This window comes from Kamptonema formosum PCC 6407 (genome assembly GCF_000332155.1).
GTDB classification, from domain to species: Bacteria; Cyanobacteriota; Cyanobacteriia; order Cyanobacteriales; family Microcoleaceae; genus Kamptonema; species Kamptonema formosum.
This window is the reverse complement of the sequence record NZ_KB235904.1, coordinates 2452480-2470399: the sequence shown is the minus strand read 5'-3', so window position 1 is coordinate 2470399 and position 17920 is coordinate 2452480. Positions and strand designations below refer to the sequence as shown.

At 42.1% G+C, this 17920-nt stretch carries 25 protein-coding genes; 12 read left to right on the top strand and 13 right to left on the bottom strand.

Annotation, left to right across the window (positions count from 1 at the left end; genetic code table 11):
- Nucleotides 1-45 precede the first annotated feature (45 nt).
- Nucleotides 46-303 (bottom strand): hypothetical protein, encoded by a 258-nt coding sequence (locus OSCIL6407_RS0127970; RefSeq protein WP_007356214.1) that lies wholly within the window; start codon nucleotides 301-303, stop codon nucleotides 46-48.
- Between the two features lie 476 nt (nucleotides 304-779).
- Here OSCIL6407_RS0127970 and OSCIL6407_RS0127960 point away from each other — a divergent pair, with 476 nt between their 5' ends.
- The 3 genes from OSCIL6407_RS0127960 (at nucleotide 780) to OSCIL6407_RS0127950 (ending at nucleotide 2259) form a co-directional block, all read left to right on the top strand.
- Entirely contained in the window at nucleotides 780-1163 is a 384-nt protein-coding gene (locus tag OSCIL6407_RS0127960) for a hypothetical protein (protein WP_007356216.1), read from the top strand.
- Entirely contained in the window at nucleotides 1160-1684 is a 525-nt protein-coding gene (locus OSCIL6407_RS0127955) for a hypothetical protein (protein WP_007356217.1), read from the top strand. The genes OSCIL6407_RS0127960 and OSCIL6407_RS0127955 overlap by 4 nt, the downstream gene beginning before the upstream one ends.
- Before the next feature lie 350 nt (nucleotides 1685-2034).
- On the top strand, nucleotides 2035-2259 hold the full coding sequence (locus OSCIL6407_RS0127950) for a DUF433 domain-containing protein (RefSeq protein WP_007356218.1): 225 nt from the start codon (nucleotides 2035-2037) through the stop codon (nucleotides 2257-2259).
- 74 nt (nucleotides 2260-2333) lie between these two features.
- Here the strand turns inward: OSCIL6407_RS0127950 and OSCIL6407_RS0127945 are convergent, their stop codons facing one another.
- From OSCIL6407_RS0127945 to OSCIL6407_RS0127925, 5 genes are all read right to left on the bottom strand, one after another.
- On the bottom strand, nucleotides 2334-2561 hold the full coding sequence (locus OSCIL6407_RS0127945; RefSeq protein ID WP_007356219.1) for a hypothetical protein: 228 nt from the start codon (nucleotides 2559-2561) through the stop codon (nucleotides 2334-2336).
- Nucleotides 2551-2808 (bottom strand): hypothetical protein, encoded by a 258-nt coding sequence (locus OSCIL6407_RS0127940; protein ID WP_007356220.1) that lies wholly within the window; start codon nucleotides 2806-2808, stop codon nucleotides 2551-2553. Before OSCIL6407_RS0127940 ends, OSCIL6407_RS0127945 begins: the two co-directional genes overlap by 11 nt.
- Before the next feature lie 170 nt (nucleotides 2809-2978).
- Entirely contained in the window at nucleotides 2979-3323 is a 345-nt protein-coding gene (locus tag OSCIL6407_RS0127935) for a DUF5615 family PIN-like protein (protein WP_007356221.1), read from the bottom strand.
- A complete protein-coding gene (locus tag OSCIL6407_RS0127930; RefSeq protein WP_007356222.1) occupies nucleotides 3320-3613 on the bottom strand; it encodes a DUF433 domain-containing protein in 294 nt (97 codons plus the stop codon). Before OSCIL6407_RS0127930 ends, OSCIL6407_RS0127935 begins: the two co-directional genes overlap by 4 nt.
- Before the next feature lie 122 nt (nucleotides 3614-3735).
- Nucleotides 3736-3936: a type II toxin-antitoxin system VapB family antitoxin gene (locus OSCIL6407_RS0127925; protein WP_007356223.1), complete on the bottom strand. Its 201-nt coding sequence runs from the start codon at nucleotides 3934-3936 to the stop codon at nucleotides 3736-3738.
- Between the two features lie 329 nt (nucleotides 3937-4265).
- On the opposite strand from OSCIL6407_RS0127925, the gene OSCIL6407_RS0127920 reads away from it, so the two are divergent.
- From OSCIL6407_RS0127920 to OSCIL6407_RS0127910, 3 genes are all read left to right on the top strand, one after another.
- A complete protein-coding gene (locus OSCIL6407_RS0127920; RefSeq protein WP_007356224.1) occupies nucleotides 4266-4685 on the top strand; it encodes an element excision factor XisH family protein in 420 nt (139 codons plus the stop codon).
- Entirely contained in the window at nucleotides 4673-5008 is a 336-nt protein-coding gene (locus OSCIL6407_RS0127915) for a XisI protein (RefSeq protein WP_019487943.1), read from the top strand. Before OSCIL6407_RS0127920 ends, OSCIL6407_RS0127915 begins: the two co-directional genes overlap by 13 nt.
- A 76-nt stretch (nucleotides 5009-5084) precedes the next feature.
- Nucleotides 5085-6128, top strand: a complete 1044-nt coding sequence (locus OSCIL6407_RS0127910; RefSeq protein WP_007356226.1) for a DUF6745 domain-containing protein — start codon at nucleotides 5085-5087, stop codon at nucleotides 6126-6128.
- 152 nt (nucleotides 6129-6280) lie between these two features.
- Here OSCIL6407_RS0127910 and OSCIL6407_RS0127905 read toward each other — a convergent pair whose 3' ends face one another.
- The 3 genes from OSCIL6407_RS0127905 to OSCIL6407_RS35690 are packed head-to-tail and all read right to left on the bottom strand — an operon-like array spanning nucleotide 6281 to nucleotide 7016.
- Entirely contained in the window at nucleotides 6281-6523 is a 243-nt protein-coding gene (locus tag OSCIL6407_RS0127905; protein ID WP_234708764.1) for a DUF4926 domain-containing protein, read from the bottom strand.
- Between the two features lie 17 nt (nucleotides 6524-6540).
- Nucleotides 6541-6873: a DUF6883 domain-containing protein gene (locus OSCIL6407_RS0127900; protein WP_007356229.1), complete on the bottom strand. Its 333-nt coding sequence runs from the start codon at nucleotides 6871-6873 to the stop codon at nucleotides 6541-6543.
- The gene (locus tag OSCIL6407_RS35690) at nucleotides 6873-7016 is read right to left on the bottom strand and encodes a hypothetical protein (protein WP_007356230.1); all 144 of its coding nucleotides are present in this window, start codon (nucleotides 7014-7016) and stop codon (nucleotides 6873-6875) included. Before OSCIL6407_RS35690 ends, OSCIL6407_RS0127900 begins: the two co-directional genes overlap by 1 nt.
- Nucleotides 7017-7127: 111 nt before the next feature.
- Between OSCIL6407_RS35690 and OSCIL6407_RS0127890 the strand changes: the two genes are divergently transcribed.
- The 3 genes from OSCIL6407_RS0127890 (at nucleotide 7128) to OSCIL6407_RS31345 (ending at nucleotide 9917) form a co-directional block, all read left to right on the top strand.
- Nucleotides 7128-7337 (top strand): CsbD family protein, encoded by a 210-nt coding sequence (locus OSCIL6407_RS0127890; RefSeq protein WP_007356231.1) that lies wholly within the window; start codon nucleotides 7128-7130, stop codon nucleotides 7335-7337.
- A gap of 123 nt (nucleotides 7338-7460) precedes the next feature.
- A complete protein-coding gene (locus OSCIL6407_RS0127885; RefSeq protein WP_007356232.1) occupies nucleotides 7461-9035 on the top strand; it encodes an NAD(P)H-quinone oxidoreductase subunit N in 1575 nt (524 codons plus the stop codon).
- Between the two features lie 372 nt (nucleotides 9036-9407).
- Entirely contained in the window at nucleotides 9408-9917 is a 510-nt protein-coding gene (locus OSCIL6407_RS31345; protein ID WP_267879571.1) for a cobalamin biosynthesis protein, read from the top strand.
- A gap of 37 nt (nucleotides 9918-9954) precedes the next feature.
- On the opposite strand, the gene OSCIL6407_RS0127875 is transcribed toward OSCIL6407_RS31345, so the two are convergent.
- Nucleotides 9955-10326: a phage holin family protein gene (locus tag OSCIL6407_RS0127875; RefSeq protein ID WP_007356235.1), complete on the bottom strand. Its 372-nt coding sequence runs from the start codon at nucleotides 10324-10326 to the stop codon at nucleotides 9955-9957.
- A 29-nt stretch (nucleotides 10327-10355) separates the two neighbouring features.
- Here OSCIL6407_RS0127875 and OSCIL6407_RS0127870 point away from each other — a divergent pair, with 29 nt between their 5' ends.
- Nucleotides 10356-11318: a pentapeptide repeat-containing protein gene (locus OSCIL6407_RS0127870; RefSeq protein ID WP_456077498.1), complete on the top strand. Its 963-nt coding sequence runs from the start codon at nucleotides 10356-10358 to the stop codon at nucleotides 11316-11318.
- Nucleotides 11319-11377: 59 nt separating this feature from the next.
- On the opposite strand, the gene OSCIL6407_RS0127865 is transcribed toward OSCIL6407_RS0127870, so the two are convergent.
- Both OSCIL6407_RS0127865 and OSCIL6407_RS0127860 read right to left on the bottom strand, forming a co-directional pair.
- On the bottom strand, nucleotides 11378-11737 hold the full coding sequence (locus OSCIL6407_RS0127865; protein WP_007356239.1) for a DUF5678 domain-containing protein: 360 nt from the start codon (nucleotides 11735-11737) through the stop codon (nucleotides 11378-11380).
- A 78-nt stretch (nucleotides 11738-11815) separates the two neighbouring features.
- Complete coding sequence (locus tag OSCIL6407_RS0127860; RefSeq protein WP_007356240.1) at nucleotides 11816-13993, bottom strand: lytic transglycosylase domain-containing protein; 2178 nt, start codon at nucleotides 13991-13993, stop codon at nucleotides 11816-11818.
- 498 nt (nucleotides 13994-14491) lie between these two features.
- Between OSCIL6407_RS0127860 and OSCIL6407_RS0127855 the strand changes: the two genes are divergently transcribed.
- Nucleotides 14492-15967, top strand: coding sequence for a leucyl aminopeptidase (locus OSCIL6407_RS0127855; RefSeq protein ID WP_007356241.1), 1476 nt, complete (start codon nucleotides 14492-14494; stop codon nucleotides 15965-15967).
- Nucleotides 15968-16489: 522 nt separating this feature from the next.
- Nucleotides 16490-17635 carry a fatty acid desaturase family protein gene (locus OSCIL6407_RS0127850; protein WP_007356242.1) on the top strand — a complete coding sequence of 382 codons (1146 nt, stop codon included), beginning with the start codon at nucleotides 16490-16492 and terminating at the stop codon, nucleotides 17633-17635.
- Here OSCIL6407_RS0127850 and OSCIL6407_RS0127845 read toward each other — a convergent pair.
- Nucleotides 17554-17820 (bottom strand): hypothetical protein, encoded by a 267-nt coding sequence (locus OSCIL6407_RS0127845; protein WP_007356243.1) that lies wholly within the window; start codon nucleotides 17818-17820, stop codon nucleotides 17554-17556. The two genes, OSCIL6407_RS0127850 and OSCIL6407_RS0127845, sit on opposite strands and share 82 nt — an antisense overlap.
- Nucleotides 17821-17920 lie beyond the last annotated feature (100 nt).

Below are 17920 nucleotides of genomic sequence, written 5' to 3'. Positions count from 1 at the left end.
GATGTTTTCACAGTAATTTGAGGGATACCATCAAGCTTATGCTTATCAAGGGTCATAGCTACCTTGATAAGTGCTATAAATCTGGTATCCAGGGAGCACTAAAGCAATGCCAATTGGACTGTGAATTGTCCCCGGATAACTGTCTTCTGGTAAACTACCTCCAATCCGAATTTTGATCGCACCTAGCCAAATGTATAACCCTGGAATTAAAGTATCTAAACTGTAAGCGATCGCACGCATTTGCAGATCGGCGGAATTAATAGGTTTTAAAGACTGTGGCTTTTCAGGTTTAGAAATAGACATGGCACTAATTTCTGTGCGTTACAGTGCAAAAGCAGTCTTGTTGGTTACACTTTAATGTAACCTAATCTTCATTTTTCAAGTGTTAAGCTTATTTTACTATTTTGTCGCGATGCCTGCGACAGACTACGCCTACGCGCCTCTCCCATCCCCAATCCCAAGCGCGATCGCTCTTTTTTACAAGATGCGATCGCTTTTATCTAACTTCTATTCCCATACATTTCTAAGCAACAGCGAGTTCATAGTGCAGAACTAAAATTTCAATAGATCCATATTCCGGTTCCACTAGCGTTAATCGCGTATTTGAAACAGGCTTGAGAATAGCAACAGAATCCAAAAGTTTAAAGCATTTAATCATAGTTTAAGAAAAGCTGAAATCAAACGAGGATTAGAATTAGTTGAGTTAATTTCCCAATGTTCTGTTATGATACCATCATACATTAAGTGCAATATTTTTAGGAGTGGTCAACCTTTCCACAATGGATAAAGTGATTCAAGGTACAGGATTCACAGTTAGAGCCAGCAAATTTGACTTTTTTTTTGGTCGAGTTACCTCAGACCCCGAAAATACAAAGCGTTCGTTGCAGAACTTGAAAGAATTAAATAGACTAGGAATTGATGAAACAACCGGAGGGCGCGATCGCCTACTACAAATCTTTGCTGAGGGATTAAATGCTCCAGAAGTCATCAAGTATAGGAAACCCACCAAACATGGACTCAACATCACTCGGAAAGTCGAAGCAATTGGTACAGAAGCAACAGGAGCTATTCTCGTTTGCTACTTTTACCCCGGTGGCAACCTAGACACCATCCCTCAAATTACATCTATTATCCCTATGATATACGAAGAGGAAACACCATGAAAATTAAAATTATAGACAGATCAGAATTTGAGAAAATTGATAGCCCCAGAAGGGTAATTGCCCACGATTATGCTCACAAATTTGCAGCTATCGACCTCGGTATAAGCTTGGGATACTACGGCATCAGTTGGAGAAGTGACCTAATTGAACCAATCATCAAAGTATCACAAAATGGCAGTGAACTTTGGATTGGAGTAGACGAAAAGTTAGCGGCTATTAATCTGCTTGATGGTCGCATTATTGTAGCGTTACCATTCACTACCTACATCGTTCAAATCTTAAGTTTAGACAGTGTTACCGCTGTACTGACTCAAGAGGAAGTGCTGATTTTCAACCCGGAAGGAGCGATCAGATTTAGTGAAGCTTTACCAGATCAAGCAACCAGGATGTCAGCCATTGGCGAGTATCTAACAATTAAAATGCTAGAAAGAGATAGTTTTACTATTAATTTAATGACAGGCCATTTCCAGCAGTCGTTAAGCGATCGCGCCTCTCCCATCCCCAAATCTCAAAGCGCATAGGCTTAGACAGCCGCAGGCATCGCTCTTTCCTTCCCAAGCGCGATCGCGCTTCTCCCATCAGGGCTGTTTCATTCTCAAATTTTGCAATGGCTTTAGCCATTGCGAATCAAGGGTTTTAGGCGATATTTCCTAGTAAGAAGGCAGAAATTATTAAAAACTCCTGTTTTGCTTACTGGGAGAGGCTTTGGAAACACCGCGATCGCAAATTGAACCTGAGAATGAAACAGCCCTGCCTCTCCCATCCCCAATCCCAAGCGCGATCGCCATTTCAAATCCTTATCAATATCGGACTCAAATATTTACAGCTACAATGTTAAGATATAAGTTATCAGAGTCAAAAAGGAAGAATTATGCCCGTAAACTGGAGAGAACATATCGTCAGTACCCCCGATGTATTGCGAGGTAAACCAAGAATCAGAGGAACTAGAATTCCCGTTAGTCTCATTTTAGGTTATTTAGCATCAAGTAATACTGTCGAACACATTATTTCTGAGTTTCCCAATCTAGTTAAAGAACAGATAGATGCTTGCCTGGATTATGCCCGCGATTTGTCAGATTTTGAAACAGTTGCCTAATGAGTTTAAGATTGTTTATCGATCATCGCCCTTCATCAATCAATAAAAACTTCTAGTTTTTTTTAACTACAAATCTAAACATGATAAGCAGTAATAGCAACAGTTCCATCAGGACTGTAAATAGCTTCAATGCGTCTAAAAGTAGAATGAGTCCACCACACTTTCAAGCGATTTCCCTGAGCCGGAGCAGTACCAATTTTAGCGTAACCTGCTGTCAATAGAATTAACTCAAATTCTGTAGATAGCAAAGTTTTCACAGTAATTTGAGGGATACCATCAAGCTTATGCTTATCAAGGGTCATAGCTACCTTGATAAGTGCTATAAATCCGGTAGCCAGGGAACACTAAAGCAATGCCAATTGGACTGTGAATTGTCCCCGGATAACTGTCTTCTGGTAAACTACCTCCAATCCGAATTTTGATGGCACCTAGCCAAATGTAGAACCCTGGAATTAAAGTATCTAAACTGTAGGCGATCGCTCGCATTTGCAGATCGGTGGAATTAATCGGTTTTAAAGACTGTGGCTTTTCAGGTTTAGAAATAGACATGGCACTGATTCCTGTGCGTTACGGTGCAAAAGCGGTCTTGTTGATTACACTTTAATGTAACCTAATCTTCATTTTTCAAGTGTTAAACTTATTTTACTATTTTGTCGCGATGCCTGCGACTGAATACGCCTACGCGCCTCTCCCATCCCCAACCTCAAAGCGCGATCGCTTTACACATATAAAAGCTGATTGGCGATTTCATCAGCCGTTAACGTATTTAACAAAATAGCAACCCGTTGGACAATTTCATAGGCACTCTTTTGAGGAATCAGAATAATGCCAGAATGTTCCTGTCCTTCTGTCATATATTCTAAGTGTAATCGCTCAAAGTCCACACGATTATGAGTGAGCAAACATCGATCTATAGATGTAGCATAAGCTAATTGTTGGCTATCCGATTGACTCAGCATTCCCTGTTCGCTCGTTGTCGTCACATCAAAACCCCTAGCCCGTAGCAAAGTAGCTACAAGCTTAGAAACATCTTCATCTGTATAAATAGTTGCAAATAATTTCACAGTTTTTTCATTGCAGCTTTAACAGCAGGATGAATCAATTCTTCAGGAATTCGATTACGCTCAATATAAGTATTTATTTCTTCCTGGTTATCCAAATAAAAGCTTAGTGCGTCAAAAACTTGAGCTAATTTCAGATGAGGTAAGTGCATCGGGATTTCTTCAGGAGTAATACCCAAACGCCACAATTCTACGATCGCACGAACGGAAGTTCTCGTTTCTGCGATAATTGGTTCCCCCTGCAAAATTTCAGGGTGACGTGCTACATAACGCGAAGCAGATTGTGTAGTCATACGAGATTAACCGGGACACATCGATCTTGATTATAACTTACGCTAAAACTCGTTAGCGATCGCATCATTTGTTGTGTTGCGCCGCAAAGCCAGCGACCAAACGGAACTATCAACAAGAACATTCATAACGTTTGTCGCTGTTGCTTGTAATTATACTCTTCATCGTAGTCAATAGTACCAAATAATTCCAATATTTTTAGTTGTTTACGACGCTGAATGTACTCGCGTAAAGCCGCTTCGATTAATGTAGTAGGTGTTGGATGGTTACTCAGATCGAGGGCTTCTTGAAGAAGAGTTTTGTCAATTTCGAGCGTAGTTACCATGTATTTTCCTCGTGTAAGTAGGGTATGAGGCAATAGTATTATACTATCGTACCAATATCTCGTTCTCGACGGACTAAAAGCCTTACTGCAACTGAGCGATCGTTTAAGCCGGATGTCAAGCGGTAGGCAAGGGAGCGATCGCTTTTTGCCAAGGCGGAGGCTACCTCATTTCACGCTATCTCAATTTTTAACTTAATGCCGAGCGATCGTGTGGGAGGTGATGGGGGGCTAGTTTTTTGGCAAAAGCTGCCTCAGCTTACCTTGATTGCGGGAAATTGCGCTAAATTATAGTCAAAATTGTATGGGAGCTAAGTCTTTCAGTAAAATTTATGTCTGCCAGGGATGTCTTCCATGAATCTGTGATATCTGCTCTCCAGAAGGATAATTGGGTAATTACCCACGATCCACTAAGGCTAAAGTTTGGCGAAGACGATCGGCTTAGTATTGACTTGGGAGCAGAACAGCTTTTAGCCGCAGAGCGTGGTTTGCAGCAGATTGCAGTGGAGGTTAAAAGCTTTCTGAGTGAATCAGCGATGTTTGATTTCCACTTAGCCCTCGGTCAATTTCTGAATTATCGCTTAGCGCTTAGGAGACTAGAGCCGTCGCGATCGCTTTATTTGGCAATTCCGATCGCTGCATACAATTCATTTTTCTATCGTGCTTTACCCCAAGCAGCGATGATTGAGTATCAATTGAAGCTGTTAATATATGACCCTACGAATGAGGTGATTGTGCAATGGATAGACTAGCTGAATATCGGCAAATTGTGCGTACTTTCCTGATGGAATATAGCAAGACTAAACCCATCAATGGCGATATTGAAGTACAGGTTTTATGTGACACTGAACACGATCATTATCAATTAGTGGACTTAGGTTGGGAAGGCCACCATCGGATTTATAGCTGTCTGATTCATTTAGATATCCAAAATGGAAAAGTCTGGATTCAGCGCAATCAAACTGATGAACTGATTGCTGAAAATTTAGTGCTGATGGGTGTGGCACGGGAAGATATTGTTTTGGGGCTTCAGCCTCCCTATGCAAGACAGTTTACCAGCTATGGTGTGGCTTAGACAGAAGAATGTAACTTAATCGAGTTTGCAATTCTCTAAAAATATGATTGTCAATTTAGAGTAAAAACAGTAATTTATGATTGACAAGCTTACACCTGAGCAAGAGGCTTTGATTCCAGTCTATCGGGAAAAATGGAGAGCGATCGCGCTTTCTACTGAGCCAATTAACCGCGAGAAAGCCGCTGATGCAGTCAAAGCTATCTATGCTGCGATCGGTCAACAAGAGCCAAAAATTATTTTCTTTGATAGTCCTTGTGCTGCCCATCAAAATCTCTTATCGCTCGGCAGTTTACCTTATTCCCTATATGATTTAATTCGCCTTGAAGTTAGGATTGCAATCAAAATAATATTGGGAAGCCAGTTAAATATTAAACTATGGGAGGAAATAGGAAAATTGTTTACAATAGAATTTGATTCGTGTTTTAGTATTCAAATTGGCAATGAAATTATAGGCGAAATAACGGAGGAAGAAGCAGTAGAAATAGAAGCATATTTTTGGGGAGTAATTATGCAGGAGGATTTGGCTGAGGAAGCATCAATAATGGACTACTGTATTTCCGGCTTAACACTATCTTCTAGAAAAAGTCAGTATAAATGGGAATTGTATCAATCCCTAGCCGAGAATTGTGGCTGGATTTATACTTTAGAAGAAATTTGCTATGTGTGCGATCGCCCCCGCATCCTTTCCTTAGACTCTCAACAGCGACTCCACGCAGAAGGATCGCCCGCAATTCAATTTGCTGATGGTTTCAGCGTGTACGCCTATCATGGCGTGAGATTACCTGAAAAATACGGAAAATTTCACCCTCAACAGTGGCGTTCAGAATGGCTATTATCGGAGGATAACGCCGAACTTCGACGAGTGCTAATTCAAGGAATAGGTTATGATAGAATTTGCCAAGAATTGGCAGCAGTAGAGTTAGATACTTGGCAACAATACACGCTGTTAAAAATAGATAATAATGTCGATATTGAGGCAATTTATTTGTTAAAGATGACTTGTCCTAGTACCGGATACCTTCATGTTTTGCGCGTACCGCCTGATGTAGAATCAGCTAGGGAGGCTATTCGGTGGGTAAATTGGGGAATCGATCCAGAGGAATTTGCTGTACAAACTTAACGGAAATTATATGAACAATCCTGAAACAGAAATAAAAATGCAATTGCGGTCACGTATCTCCGAAATAGTCTCGATTGAAATCCCAACAGATACTTTAGAATAAATTAAAAAAATAGCGGCAATTCGAGATATGTGTGTAGAACCACTGCTTTCTAAGCAACTGCGAGTTCATATTGCAGAACTAAAATTTCATCTTCTTTCAAAATAGCCATAGCATATTCAATCCCTTGATTATCAGCAAACTCCACTAAATATTGATAGTCATTTCCTGTATCATACACTTCAACAATAGTTCCCACAAGTCCTACTGGCAAACTAGAGATAGATGCGTATTCTGGTTCCACTAGCGTTAATCTCGTATTTGACACAGGCTTGAGAATAGCAACAGAATCCAAAAGTTTAAAGTGTTTTATCATGGTTTAAGAAAAGCTGAAATTAAACGAGGATTAGAATTAGTTGTAGTAACTTCCCAGATTGTCCGCAGCTCAATACCTGACGTATCGGGTACAATCCAATCAACCTTAAACTGTTGCCCAAAATCAGTAGTATCTTGTTGGATAACTTCACCTTCAATCGCTGCTTTTTGAATAAGCTCTCGCAAAACCTCTGCATTATTAGCGGTGATTCCCAAAACCGAGGCAAAGACTCTAGCTTTGTGCTTTCCACTAGAGTGCTCTTGATTTAAGCAGTAGCCAACTAGCTTTTGCAGAGAAATTTCTGCATGATTGCCATTCGGTAGTTTCATTATAACTTCTCATCACCTCTAATTGCACTCAATTTTTCTTGTAACGGAGATGGTGGACTATTGCGCTTTAATTCTTCCACAATGGCTCGACTTTCAGCAGTGTAGCGATCGATTTCTTCTCTGCGATCGTAATAATAGGTCATTCCTGCATGAGAGGATAATTTACTTCTTAATAAAATTATAAGATGAGAGTGCCTAAGTTATGGTAAGCTCAACTTACTGATAGGATAATTAATCGGTATAAGGAGTCCAACATGAGCACTGAAGATAGAGCAAAGGCCGTTGGCAAAAACATTGAAGGTAAACTCCAAGAAGTTTGGGGAAATATCACAGGTAGCAAAAAAGACCAAGCAACAGGTAAGGCCAAACAAGCTGAATCCGCCGCCCGCCATGTGGTAGAAGATGCCAAGCAAACTGCAAAAGAGATCGCAGATAAGGCAAAAAAGGCGATCGATAAGTTGTAGAGAGTAAGTTGTAGAGACTAAAATCCAAATCAGGTTACAATCCAGTTTGGTTAAGAATTTTTAACAAATTCACCGCCATTGCAGGCTTTTCAGTCTGTACTACTGTATAACCTGGCTGAAAATATGGATTTTGCTACTCTTGTTGCCCAGCTAAATGCTGGAACCATCTTGCCAGAAGGAATAGTCATCGTCACCCTCCTGGTAGTGCTCTGCGGCGACTTGATCGTAGGCCGTAGTTCCTCAGCGTGGACTCCCTACGTTGCCGTTGCTGGTTTACTCGCTGCGATCGCGGCCCTCTGCTACCAGTGGGAGAGCACTAACACGATTTCATTCTTCGGCGGTTTCAACAGCGATGCGCTAAGTATTGCATTTCGCGGCATTGTTGCCCTTTCTGCCGCTGTTACTATTTTGATGTCGGTACGCTACATCCAGCAAACGGGTACATCCTTGGCAGAATTCATCAGCATTTTGCTTACCGCTACCTTGGGGGGGATGTTCCTCTGTGGGGCCGACGAATTGGTGATGATTTTCGTCTCGCTGGAAACTCTCAGTATCTCATCATACCTGCTGACAGGTTACACCAAGCGCGACCCGCGTTCCAACGAAGCAGCATTGAAATACCTGCTAATTGGTTCCGCTTCTTCGGCGGTATTTCTATACTCTCTTTCCTTGCTGTACGGATTATCGGGAGGGGAAACCACATTAACCGCGATCGCCCAGGGCCTTGCTGCTGCTGATAGCGGTAACTCCCTCGGTTTAGCGATCGCCTTAGTATTCGCGATCGCAGGCATCTCCTTCAAAATCTCCGCCGTCCCCTTTCACCAGTGGACACCAGACGTTTACGAAGGTTCACCCACACCAGTCGTCGCCTTCCTTTCCGTCGGTTCCAAAGCGGCCGGTTTCGCCCTCGCCATCCGCCTCCTCACTACCGCTTTCCCCCTAGTTACAGAACAGTGGCACTTAGTTTTTACCGCCCTCGCCATACTCAGCATGGTTTTGGGTAACGTCGTCGCCCTCGCCCAGACTAGCATGAAGCGGCTACTAGCTTACTCCTCCATCGGACAAGCTGGATTCGTAATGATCGGTTTGATCGCAGGCAGTGAAGCAGGCTATTCCAGCATGATATTTTATCTGTTGGTTTACCTATTTATGAACTTAGGCGGTTTCGCCTGCGTGATTTTATTCTCCCTACGAACTGGTACAGACCAAATTAGCGAATATGCCGGTTTGTATCAAAAAGATCCGCTTTTAACCTTGTGTTTAAGCATTTGCCTGCTATCATTGGGAGGCATTCCGCCCCTAGCCGGTTTCTTCGGCAAAATTTATCTGTTTTGGGCAGGCTGGCAAGCAGGTCTTTACCTCTTAGTATTGTTGGGGTTAATTACTACTGTAGTCTCGATTTACTACTATATTCGAGTAGTAAAAATGATGGTAGTTAAGGAACCTCAAGAAATGTCAAGTTCGGTCAAGAATTATCCAGAAGCTAACTGGACTCTTCCCGGAATGCGACCTTTACAAGTCAGTCTGATTTTGACATTAATTGCCACATCCTTAGCGGGAATTTTGGCTAATCCGATATTGACTTTAGCCAACAGTTCTGTCAATCGCACTCCCATATTACAGGCTGTTTTGAGTCAGACGCAACCTGTGGCAGTGGTTTCGATCCAATCAAATCTTTCCCAATCTCAACAGGATTAATTTGTTTTTTGGGAATCGGTAAAACGCCTGACTATTGAGAGTTGGGCGTTTTTTTATTGCTAACCTTCAAGGAGTATCCGACTTGCGAAAAAGACTTATAGAAACCGCTTTCAGCGGTTAGGGGCTAGGGGCTAGGGGCTAGGGGCTAGGGTAAGAAGGGGAAGAAGAGATAGAGAATCAATGGTTTCATGAATTTAACCGCCAAAGCGGTTGCTATAATACAAAATCCTGGTTAGTCATCCCTTTGATTATTTATCCCAATTATCCAAATTATTGATACAATCTGCATTGTTGAGTGAACTTCAAACAACCGACATCCTCCTTCTGCCTCCTGCCTCCTGCCTCCTGCCTCCTGATTTGGATATCCCAAAAGTGCAACAGCATTGTAGAGTTTTATGGATAGGAATAGGTTGCCAAAGCGGAACTTCTAGAGACGTGATAGAATCTGCTATCAAACAAGTATGCCGCAATTATGATTTAGCAGAAAGTACGATCGCAGGCATTGCTACTATTGATACTAAGGCTGATGAAGTTGGATTAATAGAACTTTGTCAAGGGCGGAATTGGCAACTAAAAACCTTCTCTGCTAAGGTTTTAAACTCAATTCAAGTACCCAACCCTTCAAAAATTGTTGCTCAATCAATCGGTGTTCCCAGTGTAGCAGAAGCGGCAGCTATTTGTGCTACAATTAACCTAGAATTATCGAGTGCCGACGAATACAGATACAAGCAGATATCTAATCATTATCCAGGATCGTCTGCTTCGATCTGCGGTTCAAAAAAAAACCTCCTAGTTCCTAAACAAATCTTTCGTTCCGATTGTCAACAGGGGGCTAGGGGGGGTGCGGTGACAGTTGCGATCGCCTCAGCAGAAACAGAATAAAGCGATCGCACTGACTAACTCTTTCAATCCGTAACGTTTATTCGATCCCAGTCCTATCCACATTCACAAAACTGCCGATCAATCCAGAAACAAAAGAGAGAACGATCGCACCGAAAAATGCAGGCCAGAAACCGCTAACCTTAAAGCCAATATCGAATACTCCCGCCAACCATGCTGCCATAGACAGGGAGATCGCATTCACCACCAACAAAAACAAACCCAGAGAAAGAATTGTGAGAGGTAGTGTCAAAAGTGTGATAATCGGTCTCACAATCGCATTGACGAAACCGACCAGAACCGCAGCTACCAAAGCAGCAGGAAAACTACTAATCGCAATACCTGGTACGATATTGGCAGTAATTACCAGTGAAACGGCTGCAACTAGCCAAGTTAAAGCAAAATTTAGCATAGCTTTTTAGAAGTTCATCATTACTATTGATGATTTTACCCGTTTTTGCCGTTGAGCTGAGTTCGGCATACACTACTCCCATATCTACTTGCAAGGAAAACAGACTTATGATAATTCGGAAACTAGCGGTATTGGCGATACTTACGGTGGGCTACGCCTACGCACTCTTTCTTTTAACTTGGTCGCTACCAGCCCAAGCTCAATCTAAATATTACGCTCCTCCCTTATCTTATAGCAATGCTGAACTCACGCGCCGCGACTTTTCTGGTCAAATGCTGCGATCGGCTGAATTTTCTAATGCTAACATGGAGTTAAGTAATTTTAGTAATGCCGATTTACGAGGAGCAATTATGAGTGCTTCTGTAATGGTAAAAGCAAATTTACACGGTGCAGATTTAGCTTACGCAATGGCAGATCAGGTGAATTTTACTAATGCTGATTTAAGCGATACTGTTTTCTCGGAAGCGATACAATTTATAGCGTTTATTTATGTCCACCTACTTATGAGTAGCCAGTTGTTCTCAAACTTGATTGTAGGAGTAGCCTTACTCTTTAAATTGATAATATTTCATCGCCTAACTTTTTTTATACTTACACCACCTCTCGATTTTTTTGAAGATATATATTCCTATCAAAAAAGATCGGGAGTAATTGATGCGATCGCTCAAAATTCAAGTTTTTTATTTGGCTATTTATTGGTCTTCTTTTTTCATATTATAATTGCTTTAATTTCTTTATTATTACGTTATTTTTTAGATAGCAATATTACTATTATTGATGTTATTTTAATTTCTATGACTCCGGCAATCTTGATCTATTTTTATGAAGTGTCAGTATGTTTAACAATGTGTGTAGTAAGGAAAGACTACGCAAATATATATTCCGCAGGGCTTTTCAAAAACATTTTGTTGCTTGCTTCAAATACAATTATTATAATAATAGGTATGTTAATGGGATGGTTTGCAGTAAACTTTTTTATAACTAAGGAGTAAGAGCAACTAGCGAATCGCCCCCGTTGCAAAAGTATCCCCATTTGGAAAAAACAGTACCATTAATAAATCGCTGTCACAAATATACGTTTTTCCTTTATATCACCTACCTGCTCCACTAATTCATCAACATTTTTCCCAATAGCCAATAGCTTACCATCCTTCAGAGCAATCCAGTTTCCCCGATATTGCATCCGGTTCTGCTTGATCCAGTTTTGATTGACCAGCGTATCTCGATCTGGGGGGCGTTTACTGACTCTAACTACCGATGGTGCTAAGATGCGAGCGATCTTCTTAATTTCAGCATGATCGGGGTAATGCTCAACGGCTTTAAATGATAGCTGCTGTGCTCCTGCAAAATCGCCGCTATTCAAAATAGTTCGCATGGCTTCGATGTATTCTTCTGGGGAATTATAAGTCATAGATTAACCTCTGTATTTATTGCTATTGTAGCTTAACGTAAACATTGAGTCCGACAGGGGTTTTAACCTCCGTCGGGATTAAGGTTTAGTTGGTTGTTGCTTCGCTGCATTATGCTGTGCTACCAACTGATTTATTTCGGGATTATAAATCCTTAAATAATTCCAGTAATTCTCAAACACAGACTTCACATATCCCTTAGTTTCATCGTAGGGAATTTTATCCACAAAAGCATCGGGATCGTTAAAGCCAAATCTCTGTAACCAATCTCCGACTGCACCAGGCCCGGCATTGTAACTGGCTACTGCTAACATTGAATTATTCTTGTACTCATCGTGGGTGTGATCGAGATACCAAGTGCCGAGTTTAATGTTGTCGTCTACATTCTCTAAAGAATAGTTTTTGAGTTGAATTTGCTTAGCAATCCAATCCCCTGTTTCTGGCATAACCTGCATTAAACCAGTTGCGCCGACTGCTGATTTAATCCCTGGCATAAATCGCGATTCTTGCCGAATTAAGGCGGTAACTAATACTGGATTTAAACGCATTTCTCCCGACCACTTGACAATTGTTTCTAAGTAGGGAAATGGGTATAATGCTTGCCAGTAAGCAGGTTGCTGTCTTAAGGATAAATATTGGTTTTTATCCTCTGGTTCTTCTCGTTGCCGTAAACTTGAAATCATCCACAGTCCATCTAGATTATCTCCTACTCCTATTCGCATCAAACCATCAGTAAATTGTTCCGGTATTGACGGCTTCATCTGATTTTTAAACTCAACTTGCCATAGCGTCCAAGCCGAACGATCTTGACCTAATTGATAGAGTTCTTTTAATGCTTCAGAACCGACGGGAGGTTCTGGTCTTTGAGCGAGTGGGACTACATTGGGAGATAAGCTTCTCACTGTGGTAAAATCTCCTACAGGCCAACCCAGAAATACCGCAGAACGCCAAGCAAAATAAGATTCTGGATAGCGGGCGATGGTATATTCAAATGCTTTTTGTGCATCCTCCTGACGACCGATTCGCTGCGCCCATTTTCCTACCCAAAATGCTGCTTCTGGTGCTAATATGCTATCGGGGTTATTATTGGTTATATCTCTGGCTTGTTGCCAAGCTATTTTTAAATTTCCCGCCTTCGCGGCTTGTTGGGCAATCGTCCACCGTAGTTCAGCGGCGGCATCTGAATTGTTATATTTTTGTAGCAACAGTTGACGAGTTTGGGAGGCTAATTTTTCGCTTCCTTGCTTGTCAAGAATTTTAGATTTGTCTAACAGTGCTTCGGGTGCGCGATCGGGGAATTTGCTAATAGCGCGATCGAGGTAAACTAAAGCTTCTTTGGGTTCGGAAAGCCGCGAAATTCTGATTAAACCTAAAGCGGTGTCTTCGCCTCCATCGGGAAATTCAGTTATCAGTTGTTTATAAGCAATTTTAGATTCAGGTATTTTTCCGTCTAACCATAAACCTCGCGCTTTACGGTAGAGATTGCGGGGGGTGCGGGGAGATTTGGCGTAGGCGATCGCAGCTTTGCCGTAATCCTGTTTCTCCCAATAGCCGAAGGCGATCGCTTCCCAATCTTCGGGTTTCAAGAAGGCAGAATATTTCTGGGCTAAGGTTTCTACTATTGAGCCGTAATCTTTGAGGTACAAGCCATGTTTGGCGATCAGTAATAGCAATTCTGGCTGATTGGGATTGGTTTTCAGCCGCGATCGCGCCATTTCTATAGTGCGGGGATGAGACGGAAATTGCGCGATCGCCTTGTCCCAATGTTCCGGCTGCGTCTTTCCTAAAATATACAAAGCTTCAGCCGCCACTGGATCGTTCTCATAGCGTTTGAGCAAATCCTGCCAAGTATTTTCAGCTTTACCTGCTTCACCTGCTGCTTCGTAAGCTTGGGCGCGTAGCATCACAATGTGAGATGCTAAAATCGGATAATCTTGCTCTAATCTCTCTAACAAAGTGAGAGCTTTTGCCGCTTCTCCCTTTGCCATTAAATCTTTCGCCAGCAGATAACGCGCTTCGCTACGAGCCTTAGATTGTGGCTGTTGTGCGATCGCTTCCAACTTCTGCGATCGCTCTATTGGCGAGAGCGATACCAAAGTCCTAACTTCCGCCTCCGCGATCGCCGTATCCTGGGGATTCTGATTCACAGACGAACCAAATCCAATCCACTTTGTCACCGGTGCAAAAGCTCCGATCGCCAGAGCGCAAACGGAAACACCTATCAATAGAGGAACTGTGGTTTTGCGTTGCTTGAGCATAGGAAATTAGAGAATGGGGACTAAAGTACAAGATAATAGGACTAAATCCGAGATTGTATAGCAACCGCCAGGGCGGTTAGGGGCTAGGGGCTAGGGGCTAGGGGCTAGGGGAAGAGGGGAATAGAATCAAGGCTTCAGCGATGAGCGAGTGTCCTAACTGACGAAAGCGGTTGCTATAACGCCGCCTCTGGGCGGCGATCGACAACCCCCCAAAGGTTAGGGCTGATTCATTGTTTTAAAGCTATAGTCCGCCAGGGGTTAAAAACCCCTGTCTGATAGTTTAAGTCGTCTGAAGACGACTACAGACCTAGTATTTCAGTCGGTTTCAACCGACTTCAGTAATGAGAGAGGGAATTTATTCCCTGGTGGCTTTCGGGAGAATGAATCAACCCCCCAGAGGCGGCGTTACCCAAGTAATGCCTAACTCTTGATAAACAACTAAACCACCATCTACAAAGTACAATCTAAAATCTAAAATCTAAATCTAAAAATTGGAACATGGAATTTCAACCCACTGATACAGCCCGCTTGGAATGGACGGGAGACGCTCTTGCTATTGGTTTATTCGAGGAAGCGGTAGAATTAACCGATGAACTCGTAAAACTAGATGAAAAGCTAGCTGGTACTTTAAAAGAACTCATTGATGAGGTAGAATTTAAAGGTACAACTGGCAGCAGTGCGATCGCTCGCGTTGGTAGTCACAGTCAGATCCGCAAAATCATCATCGTTGGTTTGGGTAAACCAGAAGAACTAAAATTAGAAACTTTGCGCCGCGCCGCTGCCGCCACTGCTAGACTGGCCAAAAAGGAAAAATGCAAAACCTTGGGAATTAGCTTTCCCGCCTTAGAGGATGGACGGGATGCTACAGTGCAGGCGATCGCAGAAGGCATAGAACTAGCTTTATATCAAGATCTCCGATTCAAGTCCGAACCTGACGACAAAGGGCCTGCGATCGAGCGAATAGACTTGCTAGGTTTAGGTGGCACTGAAGCCGCCATTACCCGCGCCTATCAAATCTCTGCTGGAGTGATTCTAGCACGGGAATTGGTAGCCGCACCCGCTAATTCTGTCACGCCGATAACGATGGCCGAGACTGCTCAATCTCTAGCCTCTGAATGCGGCCTAGCTTTAGAAATATTAGAGCGGGAAGACTGCGAAAAACTAGGCATGGGAGCATTTTTGGGAGTTGCTTTAGCATCCGACTTGCCGCCTAAATTCATTCACATGATTTACAAACCGGAGGGAACACCTCGGCGGAAAGTTGCGATCGTTGGTAAAGGCTTAACCTTCGATTCTGGTGGCTTGAATATTAAAGCTGCTGGCGGTATTGAAATGATGAAAGTAGACATGGGTGGCGCTGCTGCTACTTTAGGTGCAGCCAAAGCGATCGGACATTTAAAGCCAGATGTCGAAGTTCACTTTATTAGTGCCGTCACTGAAAATATGATCAGTGGCAAAGCCATGCACCCTGGAGACATTTTGACAGCTTCTAATGGTAAGACTATTGAAGTTAACAATACCGATGCTGAAGGGCGTTTAACTTTAGCAGATGCTTTGGTATATGCTGATAAGTTGGGATTAGATGCCATTGTCGATCTTGCTACTTTAACAGGTGCTTGTATCATTGCTTTGGGTGATGATATTGCTGGTTTATGGAGTCCTGATGATAAGGTTGCTGCTCAATTTGCTACTGCCTCTGAACTTGCCGGAGAAAAATTCTGGCGAATGCCTTTGGAAGAGAAGTATTTTGAAGGTTTGAAAGCTTTGCACGCTGATATGAAAAATACGGGGCCACGTCCCGGCGGTTCGATTACGGCGGCACTGTTTTTGAAGCAATTTGTTAAGGATACTCCTTGGGTTCACTTAGACATTGCTGGGCCAGTTTGGACTGACAAGGAAAATGGTTATAACAGTGCTGGTGCAACTGGTTTTGGAGTTCGGACTTTGGTAAATTGGGTGTTGGGTAATGGTTAGAATAGAACCGATTTAATAACGCAATTAGGGCGTGCTTTGCGCCCTCTTTCTCTTTGTAATTGTTAACTGTTAACTGTTAACTGTAATTGGTAATTGGTAATTGGTAATGGCTAATGGCTAATCGCTAATGGCTAATTGGTAATTGGTAATTAAAAGCAATACCTATCCAATTGAAAACTACTATATTCCCTGTCATTGCGAGCTAATATTCCGTGTCATTGCGAGCTGATCTTCCTTGTCATTGCGAGCGAAGCGAAGCAATCTCAAGGCTTTGCGATTGCTTCGCTTCCCGCCACGCTTCGCTCGCGGCTTCGGCTTTTCGCAATGACATATTGACGATGGCATAATTTATAATGACATATTGACAATGACATATTTATGATGACATATTTACAACGACATATTTATAAGGATATAATTAAACTTGATTTTTTTCATTTCTTTACCCAATATGATATAATTCACAGAAGTGCTATTATAAAATAATTCAGAGCTGTATGCTCAAGATTTAGGAATTACACAATGCAGTCAGAAAAATTGAATGATACTGTAGACACCGGAATGCTGATTCACCAATCGGTGTATGCTAAAAAATTGCGTCCTTTGCTGCCACCAGCAGCTTTTCAACCAGATTCTAGTAAGTTAGTCATATTGTTAATTAATATGGGCATTTTACTATTAGGTTGGGGAATTGCCGATCGTTTAAACCAGTGGCCTATCTATCTTTTATGGCTTTATTTACCTTTAGCTTTGATTATGGGTAATAGTATCGTAGCTATGTCATTTATCTCCCATGACTTCATGCACGGTAGCGTTCAGAAAAAGTCTAGACTGAGTTATATCATTAGTTTTCTAGGATTTGCAATGTTGTTTATGCCCCCGACTCAGTGGAAAACTCTACACAACATTGTACATCACAGTCAAACAAATTCTGTGGCAGATCCCGACCGCAATTACCTTTACGAACAACCTAATACTTGGGGAAAAAAGATTCAAGATTTCTTTGTCCCATCCCTTGACTTCAATCCAGTTTGGTTTTTCATAATTGGGATGGCTGGTTCGTGGTTATTTCATAATTTTTCTAACCTCTCTTCGATCCTGTTGTTTAATAATAAGTCAGTTGATTATGTGCCGGCTGCTTTTACAGTCAGTGAAAAAGATAGATGGACGATTGCCCTTGAATTACTGGCAATTTTTGGCCTGCATTTCAGCATATTATTCTATCTAGACTTTCATCCGCTCAAACTTGCTCTTGGTTACTTTCTACCGCTAGCAATTGGTCATTCAGGAATCATGTTTTATATTTACACGAATCACCTGATTTGCCGGATGACGAGTATTAACGATCCGTTGATCAATAGTCTTTCTCTCCGGGTTCCTAAAATTGTCGATCTGTTGCACTTTAACTTTTCCTATCACACGGAACATCATATTTTCCCTAGTCTCAACTCAGACTATTATCCTCTAGTTCAAGAGTTGATAGAAATTCACTATCCTGGCCGGATGAATTTACTGACTGCGGGTGAAGCTTGGCAATTGTTAATGGAAACTCCCCGCCATTACAAAGATGATGTCACCTTAACTGATTATTCGGGTAAAGTTTCGGTAAATTGCCCTCTGGATAATTCTGATGTCATGCCTTTGGATTCATCAAAAGACCGGAACTGACCTGCGGCAAAATTCTCTAATCCTTGCTGAATAGCCTCGATCGCTTCTTCTGAGTCTTGCGCTTCCCACTCTAGGAAGTTAGTTAGCAATTCAGATGCCAGGAGATTGACATCTTGACCTTTCCGAATAGCGCGATCGCGGAGTTGCGCTTCTAATTCTGGGCTGAGAGTAACAATAATTGCCATTAAGCTATTTCCTTTAGGATTAAACTTCTGGAGGCTATTCTAGCAAAGATAGGCGATCGCTATCTTTATGCGATCGCATCTATCATAACTAGGTTTTGCC

Bases quoted from the DNA above. Each gene is read 5' to 3' on its own strand.
- OSCIL6407_RS0127970 (WP_007356214.1), bottom strand. From the start codon at position 303: ATGTCTATTTCTAAACCTGAAAAGCCACAGTCTTTAAAACCTATTAAT.
- OSCIL6407_RS0127960 (WP_007356216.1), top strand. From the start codon at position 780: ATGGATAAAGTGATTCAAGGTACAGGATTCACAGTTAGAGCCAGCAAA.
- OSCIL6407_RS0127955 (WP_007356217.1), top strand. From the start codon at position 1,160: ATGAAAATTAAAATTATAGACAGATCAGAATTTGAGAAAATTGATAGC.
- OSCIL6407_RS0127950 (WP_007356218.1), top strand. From the start codon at position 2,035: ATGCCCGTAAACTGGAGAGAACATATCGTCAGTACCCCCGATGTATTG.
- OSCIL6407_RS0127945 (WP_007356219.1), bottom strand. From the start codon at position 2,561: ATGACCCTTGATAAGCATAAGCTTGATGGTATCCCTCAAATTACTGTG.
- OSCIL6407_RS0127940 (WP_007356220.1), bottom strand. From the start codon at position 2,808: ATGTCTATTTCTAAACCTGAAAAGCCACAGTCTTTAAAACCGATTAAT.
- OSCIL6407_RS0127930 (WP_007356222.1), bottom strand. From the start codon at position 3,613: ATGACTACACAATCTGCTTCGCGTTATGTAGCACGTCACCCTGAAATT.
- OSCIL6407_RS0127925 (WP_007356223.1), bottom strand. From the start codon at position 3,936: ATGGTAACTACGCTCGAAATTGACAAAACTCTTCTTCAAGAAGCCCTC.
- OSCIL6407_RS0127920 (WP_007356224.1), top strand. From the start codon at position 4,266: ATGTCTGCCAGGGATGTCTTCCATGAATCTGTGATATCTGCTCTCCAG.
- OSCIL6407_RS0127915 (WP_019487943.1), top strand. From the start codon at position 4,673: ATGGATAGACTAGCTGAATATCGGCAAATTGTGCGTACTTTCCTGATG.
- OSCIL6407_RS0127910 (WP_007356226.1), top strand. From the start codon at position 5,085: ATGATTGACAAGCTTACACCTGAGCAAGAGGCTTTGATTCCAGTCTAT.
- OSCIL6407_RS0127900 (WP_007356229.1), bottom strand. From the start codon at position 6,873: ATGAAACTACCGAATGGCAATCATGCAGAAATTTCTCTGCAAAAGCTA.
- OSCIL6407_RS35690 (WP_007356230.1), bottom strand. From the start codon at position 7,016: ATGACCTATTATTACGATCGCAGAGAAGAAATCGATCGCTACACTGCT.
- OSCIL6407_RS0127890 (WP_007356231.1), top strand. From the start codon at position 7,128: ATGAGCACTGAAGATAGAGCAAAGGCCGTTGGCAAAAACATTGAAGGT.
- OSCIL6407_RS0127885 (WP_007356232.1), top strand. From the start codon at position 7,461: ATGGATTTTGCTACTCTTGTTGCCCAGCTAAATGCTGGAACCATCTTG.
- OSCIL6407_RS0127875 (WP_007356235.1), bottom strand. From the start codon at position 10,326: ATGCTAAATTTTGCTTTAACTTGGCTAGTTGCAGCCGTTTCACTGGTA.
- OSCIL6407_RS0127870 (WP_456077498.1), top strand. From the start codon at position 10,356: ATGATTTTACCCGTTTTTGCCGTTGAGCTGAGTTCGGCATACACTACT.
- OSCIL6407_RS0127865 (WP_007356239.1), bottom strand. From the start codon at position 11,737: ATGACTTATAATTCCCCAGAAGAATACATCGAAGCCATGCGAACTATT.
- OSCIL6407_RS0127860 (WP_007356240.1), bottom strand. From the start codon at position 13,993: ATGCTCAAGCAACGCAAAACCACAGTTCCTCTATTGATAGGTGTTTCC.
- OSCIL6407_RS0127855 (WP_007356241.1), top strand. From the start codon at position 14,492: ATGGAATTTCAACCCACTGATACAGCCCGCTTGGAATGGACGGGAGAC.
- OSCIL6407_RS0127850 (WP_007356242.1), top strand. From the start codon at position 16,490: ATGCAGTCAGAAAAATTGAATGATACTGTAGACACCGGAATGCTGATT.
- OSCIL6407_RS0127845 (WP_007356243.1), bottom strand. From the start codon at position 17,820: ATGGCAATTATTGTTACTCTCAGCCCAGAATTAGAAGCGCAACTCCGC.